We start from the raw sequence: 23,424 nt of genomic DNA, 5'->3' as shown, positions 1-23,424 counted from the left end.
CAGCTTAATCTTCCAGCTTAGCGATCTCTTCGCCAAACTCACGAATATCTTCGAAGCTACGGTATACAGAGGCAAATCGAATATAGGCGACTTTATCGAGCTCTTTAAGCTGATCCATCACTAAATTACCAATCATTTCACTTGGTACTTCTCGCTCACCAGTAGCTCGGAGTTGAGACTTAATCAGGCTGATCGACACATCCACTGCATCGGCGCTAACCGGACGCTTTTCTAATGCGCGCTGAAGACCACCGACCATTTTGTCTTCGTTGAATGGTTCGCGGTTGCCGTTAGATTTAATGACGCGAGGCATCACAAGTTCAGCGGTTTCAAAAGTGGTAAATCGTTCGCTGCATGCCAGACATTGCCGGCGGCGGCGTACCTGATGACCATCGGCCACCAAGCGAGAATCGATCACTTTAGTGTCGTTCTCAGAACAAAAAGGACAATGCATATCACCTCCATCTCACGTAGCCGCTAGTGTAACGGAATTACCTACGCTAAGAAACGCAAAAGGAGGCATTAAGCCCCCTTTCAAACTAAGTTTCGCAAGTTTTGTTAACTACGCGGCAAGTAATTTGCCTTACCTACCCATTTGTAGCTGGTCAGCTCTTCCAAGCCCATTGGACCACGAGCATGAAGTTTCTGAGTAGATACAGCCACTTCCGCACCAAGACCAAACTGCGCACCATCAGTGAAACGCGTCGAAGCATTCACATAGACCGCCGCAGAACCAACGGAGTTAATAAACACTTCTGAGTTTTCTAGGCTGTTAGTCATAATAGCATCTGAGTGACTGGCGTTATGAACACGCATGTGATCAACGGCTTCATGAACGTCAGCAATCACTTTAACGCCTAGCGTGTAGCTTAGCCATTCGGTATCAAAGTCACCTTCACCAGCATCACGTAGTTCTTTTGCATTGTTAAGCAGTGCTTTCGCTTTTGGCTCAGCAACCAGCGCAACCTTATCCGCCAAACGTTCTGCTAGCATAGGTAAGAACTCCGCCGCTACTTTTTCGTGAACCAAGAGCGTATCTAATGAGTTACATGCCGACGGACGTTGTACTTTTGAGTTTTCAACCACGTCCAATGACTTTTCTAGGTTAGCACTTTCATCAACGAAGATATGGCTGATACCAAAGCCACCAATGATCACAGGAATCGTACTGTTTTCTTTACACATTTTGTGCAGGCCAGCACCACCACGTGGAATGATCATATCCACGTACTCATCCAACTTCAGTAGCTGAGAAACCAGTTCACGATCTGGCTTTTCGATGTACTGAACTGATGCCGCAGGCAACGCTGCTTTCGCCAGCGCAGACTGAATCACTTTAACCAGTTCCATGTTAGAGAAAAATGTCTCTTTACCACCACGTAGGATGCTTGCGTTACCTGTTTTTAGACACAGAGCAGCGATATCGATTGTTACGTTAGGGCGAGCTTCATAAATCACACCAACCACACCAAGTGGTACACGGCGGCGTGACAACGACATACCGTTTTCAAGCACTTTACTGTCTAGTTCACTACCTACAGGATCATTTAGACTAATCACATTACGTACGTCGTTAGCAATCCCTGTAAGACGCTCTGGGTTCAGCAATAAACGATCTAGCAGCGCTTCTGTTAGGCCTGCATTACGACCTTGTTCGATATCTTTCGCATTTGCCGCTAAAATCGCATCAGCATTGGCTTCAAGTTCATCAGCAATAATTGCCAAGGCTTGGTTTTTTTGCGCTGTTGATGCTGTTGCCAGTTGGAAAGCCGCCTCTTTGGCAGCGATACCCATAGAAATCAATTCCACTTTTCTTTCCTTATTCCTGAATTACGACCATATCGTCACGGTGCAATACTTCATTGCCGTAGTCGTAACCTAAAATTCCAATTATATCTTTACTGTGTTTGCCGACAATTTTTGCCATGTCTTGGCTCGAGTAACTGGCGATACCACGTGCAATCAACTTGCCTTGTGTGTCGGTCACGCGCACAACGTCGCCGCGAGCAAACTCTCCGCTCACTTTGGTGAGGCCTTTCGCAAGTAGGCTACTACCCTTACCCACCACAGCGTTGACTGCGCCATCATCAATCACAATGTCACCTGAAGCGGCTGGCCCTGCTAGAATCCAACGCTTGCGGTTTTCTAATGCTTCTTCACACGGTAAGAAACGCGTTCCCTGAGGGGTATCACCAAGTGAATCAAACACTACATTTGGTGCGCTACCCGCTGCAATGATGACTTCAATGCCCGCTCGGCGAGCAATATCTGCCGCTTGTAGCTTAGTTGCCATACCACCCGTACCTAGCGTGGTACCACTACCACCTGCAATTTTGCGCAGGGTATCATCAATGGTCTTAACTTCTTTAATCAGCTCGGCATTTGGGTTTTTGCGCGGGTCAGCAGTAAATAAACCTTTTTGGTCAGTCAGCAGTAGTAGCTTATCTGCACCACATAAAATACCGACTAAAGCAGATAAATTATCATTATCGCCGACTTTAATTTCGCTGGTCGCTACCGCGTCATTTTCATTCACCACTGGAATAATGTCGTTTTCAACCAGAGCATTGATGGTATCGCGCGCATTAAGGAAACGCTCACGGTCATCCAAATCAGCACGTGTTAGCAACATTTGACCAATTTTGATGCCATAAATAGCAAAGAGTGACTCCCATGTTTGAATCAACTGGCTCTGACCAACTGCAGCAAGTAATTGCTTACTCGCCATCGAATTGGGGAGTGCAGGGTAGCCTAAGTGCTCTCTGCCTGCAGCTATTGCACCAGAGGAAACCATGACCACTGCATGGCCAAGTTTCTTTAGTTCCGCACATTGACGCGCCAGCTCAACCATGTGAGCACGGTCCAGCGCCAAGGTTCCACCAGTAAGCACACTGGTTCCCAGTTTTACAACCACCGTTTGTGGTTGTTGAGCTTTTCCGTTGTGTTGATTCATTGTCATGATGTCTAAAAAATGAATTTACGTGTAAGAGCTGATGTTTTAGCAATCAAACGAATAATGCACAAGTAGAAAAGGTGCTCAAAAGCACCTTTTTATCGTTGGAAGGGAATTAATGGGGAATATCAGACAAATTCCGCTGACTCTGCATGTAAATTAACGTCTAAAGAAAATTTTTCTTGCAAAGTATCAACCAGCTTTTGATGAAATACTTCTTGAGTTCGATTTATTTCTGGTACGATTTTCGCTGGAACCTTTAGATCTTGCCAATTTCCAGAGACATCGTATTGTCCCGTGTAATATTTTGCAGCGAACCCCTCATCCGTTTTGACCAATTCTAGCCACCAGCCCCAGAACTCTCGTTCTTCAGGTGACTTCTTGTCGTCAACACAAACCGACAAACAATCGAACAAATATTGCTCCTCGTTACATTGCCCTTCTCTAAGATAAGGACCAATGGCTTTTAACGTCGTCAGCAAGCGGTAATGAGTAGGTTTTGCCGTCATCTCAGACATATTGACTCTCCATATTCAATGTTAAGAATGACTATTATTTTTATTTATCAGCGGGTTATTAACTAACCTCTAATATCACTCTTAACTAAATTAGGAGATTTGTCATCTCAATAACTCATCCTCTAACCATTTTATGGCTAAATCGAGGGATTGCTCATATCCTTGAGTAATTGTTTTTGCACTTATTTTCTTCGCCTTGCCGTATTCACTAAAAAGTGCTACTAGCTGATTATCCGATGGTGGCGAAATCATATCGCCTTCCAAACTCAGCGCTAAAATTGGCACTTTTGTCTTGCGACTGGTTAAAAAGCCTTGCACCTTAAGCGACCACGCCATCATTTGTGACGCTAAGCTATTTATATCGACAGCAGTTTTCCCTAAGCGAGAGGCCAATACATCCAAGTACATTTTAGGCATTTTTTTCAGTTTTTCTGGTGAAGAAAGAACATCATGAATGGGCGCCCCCAATGTCACACACGCTTTGATTTTTTCTTGCTCAACAAACGATAACCGCACCATCGCATTGCCACCAAAGCGGAAACCAATCAGGCCGACACGGAAATGGTCAACCCATGGCAATTGCGGTAAATAATCTAAGACGGCTTGATGTAGGCACGATGAATTCTCACTCAAAGACCAGTGATTGCTGTGACCAATCGACGGCATATCCACGGTTAACATTGCAATATCACGTTCAGCTAAGTGATCGCGAAACAATCGCCACATGTCAGTTTGCAAGCTATCTAATCCGGCACTGACGATCACCACAGGTTGAGGTTTGTCTGTTTTGGAAAGGTGTAAGTTAGCTATGATCCGCTTATTTTTATAAGGCACTTCAATTTGCTTGATAATAAAGCGACTTTTCTTCGCTGCTTCATTGTAGGCACTGTTCGCCAGCACCTGTGCTTGTAATGCAAGGTTGTCATTTTTTAAGTGAGGGTAACCAGCAATACTAAAACAGAGCGATGCACTAAACAGCTCATCAGCCGCTTGATCACCATCGAGATCATTCGCTCGCTTTTGATGCTGCATGCCTAATTTGGTCCATTCATAAGCCCAGTTGCCACTGCGATAGCCCATCACAGTGTCTAGCCACTGGTCTTCTGTACGCGAACCATCTGAAGAAGCAATACGTGACAGCACACTCTCTTGTTCAATCGGCTCAATTCCCTGCCATACCCACTGCAAACGCCTTAAGTTTCGATACCAACGATAGCCTTCTGACTGACGCTTTTGCTCTAACGTCTCCAAACTGGTTGGCATATATCGAGTTAAAGCGGAGGTCTCTTTTGCTTGCTTGTGCTTCACAAAGAGAGTTTCAGAGAGGTTTTTACTTACTTCTTCAGACATGAATACGCCCAATTGGAGAACTTACTCTACATAGTAATAAAAAAAATGACCCGTGAAAGGGTCATTTTCAATAATCTGCTTAATGATTATTTTTGTTTACGATTAATCGGCTCGATGTACTGGATTGCCATGTCCCATGGTTGCTCAATCCAAGTTTCTTGAGCAATGTCGACAACGTAGTCATCCAGCAACTCAGCACCAGAAGGTTTTGCACATACCGCAATCAGTTTCGCTTTAGGATATAAATCACGAAGTTTACGTGCTGTATCACCGCTATCTACAAGATCTTCAACAATCAAGTAACCTTCACCATCTCCTTCAGGCGCCTTCAGCACGCTCATGTCACGTTGGTGATCATGGTCGTAGCTTGAAATACAGATAGTATCGACGTAGCGAATACCCAGTTCACGAGCCAAAATAGCACCAGGAACTAAGCCACCACGGCTTACTGCCCAAATGCCTTTCCACTGTTCGGCTGGCATTTGCTTCGCAGCGAGTTCACGACAAAAAGAGTGCATCTGATCCCAGGTAATGATGAATTTCTTACTCATTGCAATAACCTAATTTATAAAAATGAAAACTTGTAGACGCTTTTATAATGGCCCCTACAAGTCTTTTGAATTCTTAAGCGACAATATATTTGATGATAAAGATAGCAGACATCACCCATACACTCATGGAAACCTCTCGCCCTTTACCACTGAACAACTTGATTGCGGCATAAGCAATAAAGCCTAGCGAAATACCTTCTGCGATAGAAAACGTCAGAGGCATCAACAAACAAGTAACCACAACAGGTGCAGCTTCCGTTAGGTCACGCCAATCGATACTAACTAAGCCAGAAAGCATCAGAATCGCAACATAAAATAACGCGCCTGCTGTCGCATACGCCGGAATCATACCAGCTAATGGCGAGAAGAACAGTGCAAGTAGGAACAAAATGCCAACCACAACCGCAGTTAAGCCAGTTCGTCCACCCGCAGCAACACCAGACACACTTTCGATGTATGACGTGGTATTTGATGTACCCAAAAGTGCACCAACCGATGTTGCAGTAGAGTCTGCCAGTAACGCTTTATTTAAACGAGGGATCTTGCCATCTTCACCCACTAAACCTGCTTTTTGAGAAACGCCAACTAACGTACCTGCTGTATCAAATAAATCCACAAACAAGAAAGCAAACACCACTGAGATCATGCCGACTTCAAATACAGCGGAGAAATCCAATTGAAGGAACGTAGGTGCGATGCTTGGAGGCGCTGACATTACTCCACCCCACTGTACATCACCAAACAATAGGCCCAGCCCTGTCACAGCCAAGATAGCGATCATCACTGCGCCTTTCACACCACGGTGAACCAGGGCAATCGTCAAGAAAAAGCCAATTGAAGCAAGCACTGCAGGCAGCGATGTGATTGCGCCCATAGAAACAAGTGTCGCTGGGTTATCAACGACAATTCCTGCATTTTTCAAACCAATGAAAGCAAGGAAAAGGCCGATACCCGCTGAAATACCTGTTCGTAACGACATCGGAATCGAATTGATGATCCACTCACGGATCTTGAACACGCTTAGGAAAATAAATAGAACACCCGACACAAAAACCGCCGCTAACGCAACCTGCCAGGTGTAGCCCATGCCAAGCACTACCGCATAGGTAAAGAATGCATTTAACCCCATGCCCGGTGCTTGCGCGATTGGGTAATTGGCAACAAAGCCCATAATGAAACAGCCAATAGCCGCCGCTAAACAAGTGGCCACAAATACTGCACCACGATCCATTCCTGCATCAGCGAGAATTGCTGGGTTAACAAAAATGATGTAAGCCATTGTCAAGAACGTAGTCAGACCCGCGATGATCTCAGTTCTCACGTTCGTGCCATTTTCGCTTAGTTTAAATAGCCTTTCGAGCATGTTCGAATCCTATAACGGTAAAAGTAAACGGTTGCGTAATCGATTGGCCGTGGATTATAAAGTTATCAAATAACAAATTCCAGACAGAAATCTGACCCAAATCAACAATAGTTATTATTAAGTAGGCAGCAGAGGTGTACAACAGCAAGTAAAAACAACATAACTACATGATAATATTAAACAATCAATCAAAAAACGAATAAAAATCAAATGATGTTTTTTTGTACTCTGTCGAAGTTTACTTCTCGTATTGAAGGCATTTTTGAATGAAGAAATATGAATTTATACGAATAAAAATATCGCGAGTTGCAATAAAAATAGAAATTAAGGATAAAAAAACGCCGCTCAATTTGAGCGGCGGTTGAATCATGTCAGCAAACACGCTGTCGATAAATTCCAATATATAGGGGTGAACATACTGTTCGAGAGTTACAATTCCCGGCTTAGTAGCCAAAAGTTGTAGGGTATGCAAAGTTACTTGTGTAAACAGAGCTGTTTAGCCAGAACGTTGCACTTGGTAAACCTTTCATAAACATCACCTTCTAAATCAATGAAACATACGTTGATTTCTCGGTTCCTTGGAGGCGATAAATCGGACTCATCCTTTGAGCATTTTCTCTTCGTTTGCGAAGTTGGTTACAATATACCCCAAAGAAATAAAATTACAACCCCGAAAGTGACCAAAGTCACAAAAAGTTCATAACATGATAATGATCAATAAAATTTAGTAATTAAATTACAGCATTATCAGTCAGTTTTCTAAGTAAAGAACAAATCAATACAAACCCTGTGTCATATTCGATAAATACCAATCTTGCAACTCTTGATGAGAATGATGGAATCTAGCCACTGCGACTACTCCAAGAGACGCTGTAGTGGTATGCTGCCCTCTCTACTCAATACCCAAATTTTGGATATTAACTCTATTTGATAGGCAAAAATGCAATCAAATATGTGGAAAAACACTACAAAAGGAGTCTTCCGTGTCTGAATTCCATTCTGAAATTAGCCACTTGTCACCACAGCCTTTGTGGCAGTTCTTCGACAAGATTTGTTCTATTCCACACCCTTCAAAACATGAAGAAACGCTTGCTCAATACATCGTAGATTGGGCAACGGAACAAGGTCTAGAGGTTCGCCGAGATCCAACCGGCAACGTATTTATCAAAAAGCCTGCGACGGCTGGAATGGAAAACCGTAAAGGTGTGGTGCTTCAAGCTCACATTGATATGGTTCCTCAAAAAAACGAAGACACGGATCATGACTTCACTAAAGATCCTATCCAACCCTACATTGATGGTGAGTGGGTTACCGCCAAAGGCACAACCCTAGGTGCTGACAACGGTATGGGTATGGCTTCTTGCCTAGCAGTACTGGCATCGACTGAGATCAAGCATGGTCCAATCGAAGTACTACTCACTATCGATGAAGAAGCAGGCATGACTGGCGCATTTGGTCTTGAAGCGGGTTGGTTAGAAGGCGATATCCTTCTTAATACTGACTCTGAACAAGAAGGCGAAGTCTACATGGGTTGTGCTGGCGGCATCGATGGCGAAATGACTTTTGACATCAAACGTGAAGCAATCCCTGCAGGTTATGTAACTCGCCAGCTAATCCTTAAAGGCCTAAAAGGCGGTCACTCTGGCTGTGATATTCACACCGGTCGTGGTAACGCCAACAAACTCGTTGCACGTTTCCTAGCAGGTCACGCACAAGAGCTTGATCTTCGTCTAGTTGAATTCCGCGGTGGTAGCCTACGTAACGCAATTCCTCGCGAAGCGTTCGTAACGGTAGCGGTTCCAGCTGAAAACGAAGCAAAACTTGCAGAACTGTTTGAGTTCTACACTAACCTGCTTAAAACAGAGCTAGGTAAAGTGGAAACGGACATTGTTTCTTTCAATGAAGCAATCGAAACAGACGCACAGGTTTTAGTTGTTGCGGACCAACAACGCTTTATTGCTGCGCTAAACGCATGTCCAAATGGCGTGATTCGTATGAGCGATGAAATCGAAGGCGTCGTTGAGACTTCTCTTAACGTTGGTGTTATCACAACGGAAGAGAACCAAATTCAAGTGCTATGTCTAGTTCGCTCACTGATTGACTCAGGTCGTCAGCAAGTAGAAGGCATGCTAACTTCTGTTGCAGAGCTAGCAGGTGCACAGATTGAATTCTCTGGCGCTTACCCAGGTTGGAAACCAGACGCTGATTCTGAAATCATGGCTATCTTCCGTGATATGTATGAAGGCATCTACGGTCACAAACCAAACATCATGGTGATTCACGCAGGCCTTGAGTGTGGTCTATTCAAAGAACCTTACCCGAACATGGACATGGTTTCTTTTGGCCCAACGATCAAGTTCCCTCACTCTCCTGATGAGAAAGTGAAGATCGATACCGTTGCCCTATTCTGGGATCAAATGGTTGCGCTATTAGAAGCAATTCCTGAAAAGGCATAATTTGCTAAAATAGCAACATTCCATTAGAAAAACTTATCGAAAAAGCCAGCTCAGATTAGCTGGCTTTTTTATTGCTACTCATTTTCTATCGATAAATTTTTTTTGTCGTAACGGTATTATTTTTTCGTTAGTCACACCTATCCTTGGTTGCTACAGTCGCCCTCCTTGAAGCGCCTTTGGGTACATTCTTACCCTCTTCAAGCACAAGACTCGGCACAATTCGACCGTGTTATGTTGGGGATGCTCACTTCACTCGAGCATCTTAAATACTCTCTAAAATTATGTTACTGCGATGAAAGAAAAACTATTAGTCGGTTGGCGAGAAACTCTTAGCCTGCCAGGTTTAGGTATTAATGAAATTAACGCAAAGATTGATACCGGAGCCAGGACGTCTTGCTTACACGCGTTCAAAGTAGAGAGCTTTAAAAAGGACGAAGCTCTTTGGGTCAGATTCTGGATCCACCCAATGCAGCACAACACGGAATTCGAAAAAGTTTGTGAAGCTAAAGTAATTGATGAGCGCACAGTGCGCGACTCAGGTGGTCACGAAGAATCACGTTACGTTATCGAATCTGAACTGAGCATTGGCGGAAAAAGTTGGCCAATCGAAATTACTTTAACTAATCGCGAAAATATGGCTTTTCGCATGTTATTAGGTCGCACTGCAATGCACGATCGCATCATTGTCGACCCTGTTGAATCGTTTTTAGTCCCTTTCGAGGAAAGCAAATAATGAAAATTGGTATTCTGTCTCGCAACGCGAACCTGTACTCAACCAAGCGTCTAATTGAAGCGGCAGAAAGCCGTGGTCACGAAGTGAAAGTGATCGATGCGCTACGTTGTTACATGAATATCAACTCAGAGAAACCAGAGATCCACTTCAAAGGTGAAGAGCTATCTGGCTTTGACGCGATTGTTCCTCGAATCGGCGCGTCAGTAACATTCTACGGTACTGCGGTATTGCGCCAGTTCGAAATGATGGGTGTTTACCCAGTCAACGAATCTGTTGCGATCACTCGTTCTCGTGACAAGCTACGCTCAATGCAGTTGCTATCACGCAAAGGTATCGGCATGCCAATCACAGGTTTTGCAAGCAAACCTGATGACGTGAAAGACCTACTTGAAATGGTCGGTGGTGCTCCGGTAGTGATCAAACTACTTGAAGGTACTCAAGGCATCGGTGTGGTTCTAGCTGAAACTCGTAAAGCAGCAGAAAGCGTTGTAGAAGCGTTCATGGGCCTAAAAGCAAACATCATGGTGCAAGAGTACATCAAGGAAGCGGGCGGTGCTGATATTCGCTGCTTCGTACTGGGCGACAAAGTGATTGCTGCGATGAAGCGTCAAGGTGCTGAAGGCGAATTCCGCTCAAACCTACACCGTGGTGGTAGTGCATCTTTAATTAAGATCACTCCAGAAGAGCGCCGTACTGCGGTAGCGGCTGCGAAGATAATGGGTCTAAATGTGGCTGGGGTGGATCTACTAAGATCAGACCGTGGTCCATTAGTCATGGAAGTAAACTCATCTCCAGGTCTTGAAGGTATTGAGGCCGCAACTGGTAAAGACATTGCTGGAATGATTGTCGAATTTATTGAGAAGAATGCGGCAAGCAAAAGGACTAAAACTCGTGGCAAAGGCTAAGAAGAATAGCGCATTTGAATTTCTCGGCGAGTCTATCTCGCCGGGAGAGCGTAAGGTTGTTGAGTTAGAAGCTGCGAAGCTTTATACCCATTCGCCTTTATCGATCCCTGTTGAGATCATCAATGGTAAACAAGCAGGACCGGTTTTAATGGTCAATGCTGCTATCCATGGTGATGAGCTTAACGGCGTTGAAATTGTACGTCAGTTGATCAACACCATTGATGCTAGCAAGCTCAAAGGTACCGTGATTGCTGTGCCAATCGTCAACGTATTTGGCTTTATTCATAAATCGCGTTACCTACCGGATCGACGCGATCTAAACCGCTGCTTCCCAGGAAGTGAGAAAGGCTCGCTAGCATCACGCATGGCCAATACTTTCTTCTCTCAGGTTGCTAAGCGCTGTGATTACATTCTGGACTTACACACGGGTGCGATTCACCGCACTAACCTGCCACAAATTCGTGCAGATTTAAGTAACCCAGAGACGCTTCGTATTGCTCAGGCGTTCGCTACGCCAGTGATAGTCGATGCTCCACTACGTGATGGTTCTCTGCGTAGCGAGGCTGAACGCCTGGGCATTCCGGTTCTGACTTACGAAGCGGGTGAAGCATTACGCTTTGAGCCGATTTGTATCAGTGCGGGTTTCATCGGTGTACAACGTGTGATGCAGGCGATTGGCATGCTGCGCTCAAGCCGTAAAAAGCTGCCAACCCCAGTGATTGCCAAGTCCACTAGCTGGCTACGTGCTGAAAGTGATGGCATCTTACGTACTGTTGTGACACTGGGTGAGAAAGTTGAAAAAGGCCAGGTTCTGGCTTACATCAGCGCCCCACTTGGCCACAGTGAGATTGAACTCACCGCTCGCAAAGGCGGTATTGTTATCGGTCAACAAACACTACCTTTGGTCAACGAAGGCGATGCAATCTTCCACTTAGCTTACTTCGAGCAAGATGACGAAGAAGTGGAACAAGTCGTAGAAGAGTTCATTGAAGAGGTCACAGACCTTGACGTTGATCCTTTAACAACTGGTCAAATCAACGCCCCTGCTCAGTAAACAGAAGCCGTTAAACACAAAAAGCCCGCATATCACTATGCGGGCTTTTTATTGTCTATCGCTTTCCAGTTAACCAAATGAAGCCCAGATAACCGTCGCGACTAGAATCGGACAAACAAACTTCACGTAGGCAGGCCATAACTTACCAAACCAGCCTTGAGTGAACTCAGGACAGCCCTGCTCTAGCTCTTTAATCTTTGAATGACGGTTCCATACCCAGCCACCAAATAGGCAGAATAGCAGTGCTGCCGCTGGTTGTAGGTACTGTGTCGCGACCATCGCCACCAAACCAAACAACTCACCAAAGTTATAGACGATGACGACGCTAAACAGAGCAATCAGACCGCCAAGTACCCAACTGGTTGGTGTACGTTTAGTGTTGAAACGTTCGCTTACCAGAGCAACAGGACACTCCAACATTGAAATAGAAGAGGTCAACGCAGCAATGGTCAGGAGCAAGAAGAACACTATCGCAAATAGCTGGCCTAACAGACCTAAGCTATCAAACATCAACGGTAGCACCGTAAATACCAAGGTATCAGAGCTTAGCAGTGACCCATCTTGCGCATAAATCTGTACGCCTTTTTGCATTGCGACAAACATAGCAGGCATCACTACCAGACCGGCAATAAACGCGACTGCGGTATCCACCAGCGTCACATTCATCGCCATCTTTGGCAGGTTCTCTTTCTTACTGAGGTAAGAACCATAAATCAGCATTGAACAGCCACCAATAGTGAGCGAGAAGAACCCTTGCCCCATTGCCGCTAGAATCAACTTACGGTCCATCACCTTCTCAAAGTCTGGGATCAAGTAATGTTTTAAACCTTCCATCGCGCCATTTTGCGTCATGATGTAGATAAACAGCAGACCAAATAAAATGAACAGAGCCGGCATCAAGCGTGTCGACCACTTCTCAATCCCTTCTTTAACGCCACCTTGAACAATTAAGATAGTGAGAACGTAAAAAGTAATCGTACCAAAAAGGTTACGTTCAACACTGAAGCCTTTAAACCAAGCGGTTGCCGCCTCCATACCTAACACATCAGTCACAGCACCAAGTAAGAAGCAGATCAACCAACCACCCACGATGCTGTAGAAAGCCAATACCGCACTCGGCACACTTAAGCCTATCCAACCAACGGCAGCACCAACACGCTTACCTACAGGATTTGCTGTAAGGGCACGCATACTATCGACTGGGTTCGCTTGTCCATGACGACCAATTGCCATCTCAACGACAAGCATTGGGAAAGCAACGATCAAAATCATCACAAGATAAACCAATAAAAAAGCACCACCACCATTACTGGCTGCTTGGGTAGGAAAACCCCAAATGTTGCCAAGACCAACCGCAGCACCAGCTGCCGCAAGAATAAAACCGAGACGTGAGCCAAAATGCTCACGAGAAGAAGAGTTTGTTTGCTGTGTCATACCACTTACACAATACCGCCGAACTAGTTGGCTAGTACGGTATTACAGATATATCGATAACTCAACCAGAAAGTCACCAGATTCGCCATCCATCGCAAAATTACCAGTTTATAAGACTATTAATTCACCAATTATCAGAGGATAAAAAAACCGACCAATAACATAACAAGAATTTCGTGAAGTGAGCCGAAAGAGTCGTGAAAGCACTTTTTCATACTTTGTTTTCTCGTGAAGCCATGTGGAAAATTCAGATTGAATTGCCTGTTTCTTCAGCAATTTTCTGTTCCTGTCTTATTAGTTAATCAGTTATCTACCCGTTAAAAAACAAGGAGAGGAACATGCGTTCTCATGTACTTAGAGGGGCGATCATCACCGCCTTGGGAATGAGCTTTCAAGCTTATGCTTATGATTGTTCGACGCTAACAATCTGGGACTCAAGTTCAATCTATACCTCTGGCGATCAGGTTCAGCAATCTGGAACCGCATACCAAGCCCAACATTGGACACAAGGCAATGATCCAGCGACCAACTCAGGCGATTGGCAGGCATGGCAAAGCTTAGGACTGTGTGATGCAGCTGGCGGTAATATTCCACCAGAAGTATCGTTAACCTCGCCGCTTAACAATGCTGAGATCCCAGAAGGCACAGTTACCAGCATTGAAGCTACTGCTACAGATGCTAACGGCAGCGTGGCTCAAGTAGAATTTTTTGTTGATGGTCAAAGTATTGCTGTAGTAACCCAACCACCATACAGCGCTAGCTGGACTGCGATGTTAGGGGCAAGCCAGATCCAAGCAACCGCTACTGACAACGAGAACGCCTCAACCACCAGCAGCGCAACGATTTCAGTAACCCCATCAGGCACACTAGTCCCTCCAAGTGTCACACTTACCAGTCCGACAGGATCAGAACAGGCCAGCGAAGGCGATGTGGTCACGCTCAGTGCCAACGCCAGCGACAGTGATGGTAGCGTCGAAAAAGTAGAGTTTTTTGTTAATGGACAGGTCGTTGCAACGGATACAACCGAACCTTACCAACATGATTGGAGCGCCGTTTCTGGCAACCAAACCTTCTCAGCTAAAGCAACCGACAACGACAATCAATCAACCCATAGTGCTCAAGTATCTCTTTCAGTTGCAGGCGGATCTAATGGCGGGTGTGCTGGATTACCTCACTATGTTGCAGGAACCAGCTATTCAGCAGGCCAGTTAGTACAAAACTTAAATCAGAAATATCAATGTGACATTGCAGGCTGGTGTTCTTCTGATTCGGCTTGGGCTTACGAGCCTGGCAAAGGGGATTACTGGCAAGAAGCATGGACAGGCTTAGGAGCATGCAGCACACCGCCAAGCATCAGCATAACTTCTCCAACAGACAATCAGGTTGTACTGGCGGGTGCTAATGTAACGATCAGCGCTTCAGCAAGCGATGCTGATGGTAGCGTCACTGGCGTTGAGTTCTTTGCTGGTAACACCTCACTTGGTGTCATCACTCAAGCGCCATATAGTGTTGATTGGTTAGCAACAAATATCGGTGCGAATACTTTGAAAGCCATCGCCACCGATAATGATGGTAACACCACTGAAAGCAGCGTTACCGTCACGGTCAGTGATCAGGACTTGGTCGTATCACTTACCTCTCCAACCTCTGGTCAAACAGTGGGATTAGGTAAGGCATTGAATCTAGCCGCTGATGCGACCTCTCTGACAAGCTCAGTCAACAAAGTTGAGTTTATGGTGAACGGTGCTGTCGTCGGCACGGATACAACAGCACCCTACTCTTATAGCTGGACGCCGGGTGCCGTTGGTAACTACACCGTTGCAGCACAAGCAACCGATGCAGTTGGCAGCAGCGTATTGTCCGATGCAGCGGCGGTAACCGTTGTTGAACAAACGCAGAAGAAACATCAATTGATCGGTTACTGGCACAACTTCGTCAATGGTGCAGGTTGTCCGATTCGATTGGCTGACATGTCACAAGCATGGGATGTGATTGATATTGCTTTTGCAGAAAACGATCGCAATAGCGACGGTACGGTTCACTTCAATCTTTACTCTGGTGATATCCATAGCAGCTGTCCTGCCTTAGACCCAGCTCAGTTCAAACAAGATATGGCAGCGTTACAAGCGAAAGGTAAGAAGTTTGTTCTATCTTTAGGTGGCGCTGAAGGTACCATTACACTCAACACAGACACCGATGAGGCGAACTTCGTCAACAGTCTCACCGCGATCATTCAAGAATGGGGCTTTGATGGTTTAGATGTGGATCTAGAAAGTGGTTCGAATCTCGTTCATGGTTCACAAATTCAAGCTCGTTTAGGTCGTGCATTACTGCAAATTGAGCAAAACATGGGCGGAGACATGTACTTGACGATGGCGCCGGAACATCCATATGTTCAAGGTGGCTACGTTGCTTACAGTGGAATTTGGGGGGCTTATATCCCGGTGATCAATGACACACGCAGTACCTTGGATCTGCTGCATGTTCAGTTGTACAACAACGGAGGATTACCTAACCCATACATGCCAGGTAGCGCTCCGGAAGGCTCTGTAGATATGATGGTTGCACAATCAAAAATGTTGATTGAAGGTTTTGAACTGGCAGACGGTACCCTATTTGCACCGCTACGTGATGATCAAGTTGCTATCGGGCTGCCTTCGGGCCCAAGTTCTGCTAACTCAGGCCAAGCTCCAACACAAAATATTTTAGATGCGTTGGATTGCCTGACCAAAAGCAGTAAATGTGGCTCAATTGTTCCTGCATTTAATTATCCGAATTATGCAGGCGTCATGACATGGTCAATAAACTGGGATCAACATGATGGCTTTAACTTCTCGACGCCAGTGGGGAACAAGCTGACCCAAATGAATAACGGGCAATAGAGAGAAACTAAAGGAGCGCCAATATGGCGCTCTTTATTTCTCAGTCGTTTGTTTTATCTAGGACGCTAAATTATATGGTGAAGATCTGATAATTTTTTAGCTCTGGGATCTTCTTATGAAGTTGCTGCTCTTCTTCTGCCATTTGGTTTAAAGAGTCACAAAACTCCTGTCCTTGCTGTTCAATATCTGCCGAGTGAGATTCAATACGTTCAGAAATACGAGCTTTGAGCTCAGTCATGCTGTTCGCCATCTCAGTTAGGTTCAAACCACCCTCTTCTTTCATTTTGGTAGACATGGCTTCAAAGGCACTGGTAATGAACTCATCATTAAATATGTCTTTTGCCTTGGCAAAGTCTTCCATCCAAGTGTTACTCATGGATTCAAAACTTTCAGCAGGTAAAATCAAATCACCATTTTTATAATAACGGGCTTCAATGCTTGCCCAAAAATCTTTCATCGCAACTTTGACGCTATCGAATGCTTCGGGAGAATCTAAACTTTTAGCGACATCATCAATGATATCATTCGCTAAATTCAGACCATCTTCAGCGATCTGCTTAGCTCGCGGTAAGTGATCATTCAAATGTTGGCGGTATTGAGCAATGGCTTCTTTTTGCCCTGCATCTAATTCAATTTTCTCACCGTGGATCACTAAGTTATCATTGTCATCCAGAATTGCGGTCTCACCATTTGCTTGATGGATCTCTAGCTGTTGACCACCAAGGCGGATTTCATTTTTAAGATCGACCTGACACTGCGCCGCCCAAATCTGGCTGGTAAATAAGAATGGTAAGGTAAAAATAAAACGTTTCATCATCATCTACTCATCATAGCTTTTCATCACAACATAACAGATTAGGTTCAGTTATCGTTATCAAACTGTCAATCAATCGCGCTAATTTCGTAACTAAATACGTTGTCTCCAATCTGATAACTGACTTCATCATCCAATACTTTGCCAATGAGTACCGCGCCTATTGGCGACTTTGGCGTCACAACACTAATTTCGACGCCTTCGTGATAGACTTTGATTCCACCAGCGCATGGGCCAAGGTAGACGTAGCGATAACTGTCTTCAACATCCACCAGTTCCACCAACGCCCCCAATGCCACTTTATCCATTCCCTCTTTCATAATTAAAGCACGATACTGCGCTAAATCAGCTTCATATTCTGCAACGCGCATTGCTTGGCCATGAGCCAAATAAGAGGCCTCTAACGCCAATGTATCGTACTTGTGCTCAGGGACCGTTTCCTCATCCGTTGCCGCCGACATTGCCTGTTGTGTCGCTGACTGAGCAATCTTCAGGTTGTGTTCTAACTGCTGACAAATTTTTTCTACAAGCTCAAACTTATTCATACTATTCAATGTCAATTTGCTCATGGCGACAGCTTATACGCATGCCCTTTTCAGGTACAGGTTTTGTAAAAATCCGGTAGTATAAGCGCCATACTGATACAGAGATAAATGCCATGCTAGAACACACTTTAAAGACCACCTTTGGCTTCGATTCACTGCGCCTAGGACAAAAGCAAGTGATTGATGCCATCCTAGAAGGACGCTCTTGCGCTGCAATATTTCCAACGGGTTCTGGTAAGTCTCTCTGTTATCAACTTCCAGCACTTCACCTGCCACATCTGACCTTGGTGATCTCTCCTTTACTCGCTTTGATGAAAGATCAGCTGAGTTTTCTGCACAGTAAAGGAATCGCTGCCGCTTCAATTGATTCCGGACAAGATCGCCAAACCACCCAACAGGTCATGCAGTCAGTACGAGAAGGCCAAACGAAGATCCTCATGATTTCCGTTGAGCGATTAAAAAACGAGCGCTTTCGTCAATTTATCTCGCAAATTCCAATTTCTTTGTTGGTCGTGGATGAAGCCCACTGTATTTCTGAATGGGGGCACAATTTTCGTCCGGACTACCTAAAACTTCCAGACTACCAACGCCAACTGAATATTCCGCAGGTTTTGCTACTCACTGCCACGGCAACAAATGATGTCATTGCCGACATGAAGAGTAAATTTGCACTTGCACCCGAAAACATTACGGTAACGGGCTTTTATCGCTCAAATTTAGATCTAACCATTCAGCCTTGCCAAGATGAAGAAAAGCTTCCAACTTTAATTTCAATCATAAACCAGCAGCCTAATGCCCCCACCATTGTATATGTCACATTGCAGCAAAGTGCTGAACAAGTAGCTGCCGCACTAAGAGACAGTGGTATTCATGCTTTGGCTTATCATGCAGGACTAAAAAGTGAAGTAAGAAGCGAACTGCAGCAACAATTTATGCAAGGGAAGGTTTTTTGCATTGTTGCTACTATCGCCTTTGGTATGGGAGTAGATAAAGCGGATATTCGCCGCGTGATCCACTATGACTTACCTAAGTCGATCGAGAACTACTCACAAGAGATCGGCCGAGCAGGAAGAGATGGACAACCATCACAATGCTTACTTTTGGCAAATCAAAACGGCTTAAATACATTAGAAAACTTTGTATTTGGCGACACTCCAGATGCCACTGCCATACAGTATGTGATTGAGCAAGCAATCCAACACGTCCCGCAATGGGAACTCATGCTCAACCGTTTATCGCAAGAGAGTAATATTCGTCAGCTCCCTTTAAAAACGTTATTGGTTTATCTAGAACTTGCCAATGTCATTGAGCCCAAATACAGCTACTTTGCCGATTATCGCTTTAAGTTTATCCGTCCTAAAGAGCAGATCATCCAACACTTTCAAGCGGAACGTAGACAATTTGTTGAAGCGATTTTTCAATGTGCTCCGCAAGCCAGATTATGGTGCCAACTCGACTTCGAAGCACTTTGGATCAATTATCGCGCAAATAGGCAAAGAGTGATCAGTGCACTTGATTACTTCCACGAACAAGGTTGGATCGAGCTGGAAAGCAAGCAGATCACAGACGTCTATAGCGTAAAAGACTCCCCTCAATCTATTGCGACTCTAACTGAACAACTGCATCAATTATTCTTAACTAAAGAAACGCACGAGATAAAGCGGTTAAGGCAATTGCTTACATTTTTTGAGTCTGATAGCTGCTTGAGTGCGAAACTGGCACGCTATTTTGCCGATACCAATGCACCAGAGCATTGTGGGCATTGCTCCGTATGCCGAGGAAATGTTGCTCAGCTTCCGATACAACCTCAACAAGATGTTGAGGTAGAACAAGTCCATCATTGGCTAACGCCTCTTACTCAGGCGGCAAGTCAAAAATTATCATTACAAGCCCAAGCGCGCTTTCTCTGCGGAATTACCACCCCACTCACCACAAAGCTGAAAGCAAATAAGATGGAGGGATTTGGGAAACTAGCGAACGTACCTTTTCAACAAGTAGTAAATATAGTTGAGACCCTAACTATTCAAAAAAGCTAAGTTGTTTACTCTCTACTTCGGGCTTGAGCATGACGTTCAAGCCCAACAAACGTATCTCTCGCCCTTTTTGACGCTCTAATATTTTACCAAGTAGCGCTTTAAAATCTTGCAACTCTAATTTAGGATGAATGTGCTCAATCGTCGTCAGTTGGAAATCAGCAAATTTAACTTTTATCCCTTGTTTAATGATCTCTCTTTGTGGCCGAGCTTCATCCAACCGCGATTTTAGTTCTGGATAAAGTTTATCTTCAATGACTTGCCAACATTGTTCATAGGTCACAATATTCTGAGTAAAGGTGCGCTCAACCCCCACCGATTTACGCTCTCGCTCTACAATCACTTCACGTTCATCAATGCCATGACTGCGCTGCCACAAAGAAGCGCCTAAGCGCCCAAATTGACGCAAGAACTCACGATAATCACTGTCTCTGACATCCTTACACAAATAAAATCCAGCACTGTGCAGTTTTTCGAGTGATACTTTGCCCACCCCCGGAATCCTCTCTAACGGCAATGTATCTATAACCGATTGCACTTGCTCTGGCGGAACAACGAATTGACCATTCGGCTTATTCATATCTGACGCTACTTTAGCCAAAAACTTAATCGGCGCGACGCCTGCTGATGCGGTTAAACCCAACTCCTTAAATATGTCATTTCGGATCGCTTGGGCAATAAGTGTCGCAGAGCCTTTACATGCAGTTGAATTCGTCACATCTAGAAACGCTTCGTCTAACGACAGCGGTTCAATGAGGTTTGTATAACGAGAAAAGATTTCACGAATTTGCTTTGAAATGGCTTGATAAACGGACATTCGTCCTGGAATGACAAGTAACTCAGGACATAATTGAAGGGCCTTTGCCGTAGACATCGCACTTCGAACGCCAAATTGACGCGCCTCATAATTACTCGTACTGATCACTCCCCGTTGGCGCTCGCTACCACCCACGGCGAAGGGTCGATGACGATATTCTGGATTATCACGCATCTCAACAGCAGCATAGAAACAATCCATATCAATATGAATGATCTTGCGGAGTGTTGCGGGTTCCATATCACACCTTTTAACGGACTGTATAAAAAAACAGTATATTATTTTACAACAAAGAAGCCAATAACCTTGTCTAGGTATACAATTTATAAATTAAATTATTAAATATGATTAATAATCACGCTAAACTAAAGTGGCGAAAATTTTATCAAGGAGCCTTCGGTTGAGTTACAGAATCCTCGTAGTTGAAGACAGCCGTACATTTAGAAAGTACCTTTGCCAGCAACTCTCTGCGTTAGGTTTTGAGATCGTAGACGTTGGTTCGTATAAAGAAGCCGAACACGTACTTGAGCAGCAAGACGACTTCCTTTTTGCGTTGTTGGATTATTGTCTTCCTGATGCAGAAAATGGCGAAGTCATCGACTTAGTCTTAAATCGGCAACAAAAGGTCATTGTACTGACAGCCACGTTTAACGAACATACTCGTGAACATTTTATCTCTAAAGGCGTTGTCGATTACATCCTCAAAGAAAGCACTAGCTCTGTCTCTTACGTTATTTCTTTAGCCAAACGATTGATGAATAACCCAAACCATCATGCTTTGGTTGTGGATGACTCTCCGACAGTACGCAAACATATTTCCTCCCTTTTGGAGCACCAGTACATAAAAACAACTCAAGCAGAAAACGGGCAGCAAGCGTTAGACATTCTTCAACGTAACCCAGATATCACCTTTGTCATTAGTGACCACGACATGCCAGAGAAAGATGGCATTACCATGACCAAAGAAATTCGCCAGATCCACGATAAAAATAGCATGGCGATACTAGGTGTATCGGGCAGTAATGATCGCACCATGACAGCACGTTTTCTAAAAGCAGGTGCTAACGACTTCCTTCATAAACCCTTTAATCATGAAGAGTTCTACTGCCGCATTCACCAAATGCTCGATATGAAAGAAGCACGAGATGAGCTTTTTAAACTAGCAAACCAAGATGCACTAACTGGGCTTTGGAATCGTCGTTACCTCTTCGAACAAACATGTAAAAACTGTCATGATCGCTCTGTTGCCATGGTGGATATCGATTATTTCAAAAAGGTGAACGATGTGTATGGTCACGATGGCGGAGACGCGGCATTACTGATGGTCGCAAATATCCTCAAAATCTATTTCGCCAACGACACCATTGTTCGTTTTGGTGGAGAGGAGTTTTGTATCGTTAATTGTGGGCCGTATGATGATTTTGTTACCCGGTTAGAGCAAATGCGACAACGCGTTGAGAAAACACCAATCTCTCATCAAGGTAGCCCGATAAACCTCACTGTCAGTATTGGAGCTAATCAGCAACTTGCCCCACTTGCCCAGCAAATAACTGGGGCAGATAACCGCCTCTATCAGGCCAAAGAAGCTGGCAGGAATAAGCTGATTTATCAATAAAAAAAGCCCATAAATGGGCTTTTTTACTTAAGCAATTCTATCTTTTTCCCAAGCGGCGAGTTTTTCTTGTCGAGCTGCCTCTCGAGCTTCACGCTTTTTACGTGCATCACATGGTTCAGGACAATTACACACTTTTTCAATACCCACAGCCCCAAGACCACCACAGCTGCCTTTCACAACTTTTCTTTGGATAATGTAGCCGATTGACATAGCAGCAATCACGGCCATAAACACACCAAATGTAATTAGATATGTACTCATAATGACATGCTCACTTAAATATTATTTGTTCATGTATGGTTTGTAGGCCGATGATGCAAGCTCTTGGAAACCATCGTCCGTTTTTACAATCATAAATACAGGAATATTGTGCTCTTCCGCAACTTTCATCCCTTGTTCTTCACCTAAAACCATCAATCCTGTCGCCAAGCCATCCGCTGTCATCGATGACTTGTCTAGTACGGTAACAGAAACGACTTTATGGTTAATTGGCTTACCTGTTTCTGGGTTGATAATGTGGGAATAACGTACACCATCACGCTCAAAGTAGTTGCGGTAATCACCTGAGGTCGCTATCGCCATGTCGCCAGGTTCAATAATCTCTTGGATCGCGCGCTCTTCTACTGAAGGCTTCTCTATCGCAATACGCCACGCAACGCCTTCACGGTTTACACCTTTAAGACGCATTTCACCGCCAACCTCAACCATGTAGTTTAGGATACCTTGGGACTGAATGTAATCTGCAACAACATCTACCCCCCAACCTTTAGCAATCGTCGAGAGATCAACGTAAAGATTCGGGATATCTTTTTGCAACGTATTCCCTTTGACCGTTAAGTGTTGGATACCTGTCATCGCTTTACGCTCACTGAGCTCAGCATCAGTTGGTACTACCTCAGGACGTGCTTCCGGTCCAAAGCCCCATAAGTTCACTAACGGCCCAACCGTTACATCTAATGCACCTAAAGTAAGACCGTTTAGTCGGACCGCTTCTTTCACCACGGCCGCAGTTTGAGGGGAAACTTCAAATGCTTCAGAGGAAAGATTCTGATTAAAACGACTAAGCTCTGAGTCTTTGCGATACGTCGACATTTGGTCGTTTACTTCTTCCAACAGACGATCGATTTCTTTTTGCAATTCAGCGGGAGCTGGACTCTCTTTAGCTGGAATATACTTAATGTTGTATGTGGTTCCCATCGTAGGGCCACTTAAATGAACCTGCTCTGTTGCTCGGTCACAACCAGCAAGAATCAATAGAGAAGCGAATGCAACAAGCCACTTTTTCACTTGTTTACTCCTATTATCATGAAATGGATATAGAAGACTGCATTGAAACATAATGACTTTCTTCTATATCAACTTGGTAAAAAAATAATGGCTGACTCAAATGAGCCAGCCATA

At 44.5% G+C, this 23,424-nt stretch carries 20 protein-coding genes; 7 read left to right on the top strand and 13 right to left on the bottom strand.

Annotation, left to right across the window (positions count from 1 at the left end):
* Positions 1-4: 4 nt before the first annotated feature.
* The 7 genes from nrdR to ACQEXU_RS16155 form a co-directional block, all read right to left on the bottom strand.
* A complete protein-coding gene (gene nrdR / locus ACQEXU_RS16185) occupies positions 5-454 on the bottom strand; it encodes a transcriptional regulator NrdR (RefSeq protein ID WP_427011602.1) in 450 nt (149 codons plus the stop codon).
* 104 nt (positions 455-558) lie between these two features.
* Positions 559-1,809 (bottom strand): glutamate-5-semialdehyde dehydrogenase, encoded by a 1,251-nt coding sequence (locus tag ACQEXU_RS16180; RefSeq protein WP_427011601.1) that lies wholly within the window; start codon positions 1,807-1,809, stop codon positions 559-561.
* Between the two features lie 10 nt (positions 1,810-1,819).
* Positions 1,820-2,959 carry a glutamate 5-kinase gene (gene proB / locus ACQEXU_RS16175; RefSeq protein ID WP_427011600.1) on the bottom strand — a complete coding sequence of 380 codons (1,140 nt, stop codon included), beginning with the start codon at positions 2,957-2,959 and terminating at the stop codon, positions 1,820-1,822.
* Between the two features lie 122 nt (positions 2,960-3,081).
* Positions 3,082-3,471 (bottom strand): sigma factor-binding protein Crl, encoded by a 390-nt coding sequence (gene crl, locus ACQEXU_RS16170; RefSeq protein ID WP_427011599.1) that lies wholly within the window; start codon positions 3,469-3,471, stop codon positions 3,082-3,084.
* Positions 3,472-3,573: 102 nt separating this feature from the next.
* On the bottom strand, positions 3,574-4,821 hold the full coding sequence (gene frsA / locus ACQEXU_RS16165) for an esterase FrsA (protein WP_367988326.1): 1,248 nt from the start codon (positions 4,819-4,821) through the stop codon (positions 3,574-3,576).
* Positions 4,822-4,907: 86 nt separating this feature from the next.
* Complete coding sequence (gene tet(34) / locus ACQEXU_RS16160; RefSeq protein WP_367988325.1) at positions 4,908-5,372, bottom strand: oxytetracycline resistance phosphoribosyltransferase domain-containing protein Tet(34); 465 nt, start codon at positions 5,370-5,372, stop codon at positions 4,908-4,910.
* Positions 5,373-5,445: 73 nt separating this feature from the next.
* Entirely contained in the window at positions 5,446-6,735 is a 1,290-nt protein-coding gene (locus ACQEXU_RS16155; RefSeq protein ID WP_367988324.1) for an NCS2 family permease, read from the bottom strand.
* A gap of 983 nt (positions 6,736-7,718) precedes the next feature.
* Here ACQEXU_RS16155 and ACQEXU_RS16150 point away from each other — a divergent pair.
* The 4 genes from ACQEXU_RS16150 to ACQEXU_RS16135 all read left to right on the top strand — a co-directional run bounded on the left by ACQEXU_RS16150 (position 7,719) and on the right by ACQEXU_RS16135 (position 11,883).
* On the top strand, positions 7,719-9,191 hold the full coding sequence (locus ACQEXU_RS16150) for an aminoacyl-histidine dipeptidase (protein WP_427011598.1): 1,473 nt from the start codon (positions 7,719-7,721) through the stop codon (positions 9,189-9,191).
* A 292-nt stretch (positions 9,192-9,483) separates the two neighbouring features.
* The gene (locus ACQEXU_RS16145; RefSeq protein ID WP_367988322.1) at positions 9,484-9,924 is read left to right on the top strand and encodes an ATP-dependent zinc protease family protein; all 441 of its coding nucleotides are present in this window, start codon (positions 9,484-9,486) and stop codon (positions 9,922-9,924) included.
* A complete protein-coding gene (gene rimK / locus ACQEXU_RS16140) occupies positions 9,924-10,829 on the top strand; it encodes a 30S ribosomal protein S6--L-glutamate ligase (RefSeq protein ID WP_004415299.1) in 906 nt (301 codons plus the stop codon). Before ACQEXU_RS16145 ends, rimK begins: the two co-directional genes overlap by 1 nt.
* A complete protein-coding gene (locus tag ACQEXU_RS16135) occupies positions 10,789-11,883 on the top strand; it encodes a succinylglutamate desuccinylase/aspartoacylase family protein (protein WP_427011597.1) in 1,095 nt (364 codons plus the stop codon). Before rimK ends, ACQEXU_RS16135 begins: the two co-directional genes overlap by 41 nt.
* Positions 11,884-11,952: 69 nt before the next feature.
* On the opposite strand, the gene ACQEXU_RS16130 is transcribed toward ACQEXU_RS16135, so the two are convergent.
* Positions 11,953-13,317, bottom strand: a complete 1,365-nt coding sequence (locus tag ACQEXU_RS16130; RefSeq protein WP_427011596.1) for a sodium-dependent transporter — start codon at positions 13,315-13,317, stop codon at positions 11,953-11,955.
* 338 nt (positions 13,318-13,655) lie between these two features.
* On the opposite strand from ACQEXU_RS16130, the gene ACQEXU_RS16125 reads away from it, so the two are divergent.
* The gene (locus ACQEXU_RS16125) at positions 13,656-16,199 is read left to right on the top strand and encodes an Ig-like domain-containing protein (protein ID WP_427011595.1); all 2,544 of its coding nucleotides are present in this window, start codon (positions 13,656-13,658) and stop codon (positions 16,197-16,199) included.
* A 70-nt stretch (positions 16,200-16,269) separates the two neighbouring features.
* On the opposite strand, the gene ACQEXU_RS16120 is transcribed toward ACQEXU_RS16125, so the two are convergent.
* Positions 16,270-17,013 carry a YggN family protein gene (locus ACQEXU_RS16120; RefSeq protein WP_427011594.1) on the bottom strand — a complete coding sequence of 248 codons (744 nt, stop codon included), beginning with the start codon at positions 17,011-17,013 and terminating at the stop codon, positions 16,270-16,272.
* A gap of 68 nt (positions 17,014-17,081) precedes the next feature.
* Positions 17,082-17,558, bottom strand: coding sequence for a GreA/GreB family elongation factor (locus ACQEXU_RS16115; protein WP_427011637.1), 477 nt, complete (start codon positions 17,556-17,558; stop codon positions 17,082-17,084).
* A 113-nt stretch (positions 17,559-17,671) separates the two neighbouring features.
* Here ACQEXU_RS16115 and ACQEXU_RS16110 point away from each other — a divergent pair, with 113 nt between their 5' ends.
* Positions 17,672-19,594: a RecQ family ATP-dependent DNA helicase gene (locus ACQEXU_RS16110; RefSeq protein WP_427011593.1), complete on the top strand. Its 1,923-nt coding sequence runs from the start codon at positions 17,672-17,674 to the stop codon at positions 19,592-19,594.
* Here ACQEXU_RS16110 and dinB read toward each other — a convergent pair.
* Entirely contained in the window at positions 19,578-20,648 is a 1,071-nt protein-coding gene (dinB, locus tag ACQEXU_RS16105) for a DNA polymerase IV (protein ID WP_427011592.1), read from the bottom strand. The two genes, ACQEXU_RS16110 and dinB, sit on opposite strands and share 17 nt — an antisense overlap.
* A gap of 160 nt (positions 20,649-20,808) precedes the next feature.
* Here dinB and ACQEXU_RS16100 point away from each other — a divergent pair, with 160 nt between their 5' ends.
* On the top strand, positions 20,809-22,023 hold the full coding sequence (locus tag ACQEXU_RS16100) for a response regulator (protein ID WP_427011591.1): 1,215 nt from the start codon (positions 20,809-20,811) through the stop codon (positions 22,021-22,023).
* Between the two features lie 27 nt (positions 22,024-22,050).
* Here ACQEXU_RS16100 and nqrM read toward each other — a convergent pair whose 3' ends face one another.
* On the bottom strand, positions 22,051-22,284 hold the full coding sequence (gene nqrM / locus ACQEXU_RS16095; RefSeq protein WP_367988314.1) for a (Na+)-NQR maturation NqrM: 234 nt from the start codon (positions 22,282-22,284) through the stop codon (positions 22,051-22,053).
* Positions 22,285-22,305: 21 nt separating this feature from the next.
* A complete protein-coding gene (locus ACQEXU_RS16090; RefSeq protein WP_427011590.1) occupies positions 22,306-23,310 on the bottom strand; it encodes an FAD:protein FMN transferase in 1,005 nt (334 codons plus the stop codon).
* Between the last annotated feature and the right edge of the window lie 114 nt (positions 23,311-23,424).

The sequence above is a fragment of the Vibrio sp. TRT 21S02 genome (assembly GCF_050113675.1).
Lineage (GTDB): Bacteria > Pseudomonadota > Gammaproteobacteria > Enterobacterales > Vibrionaceae > Vibrio.
This window is presented reverse-complemented; position numbering and strand designations above follow the sequence as displayed.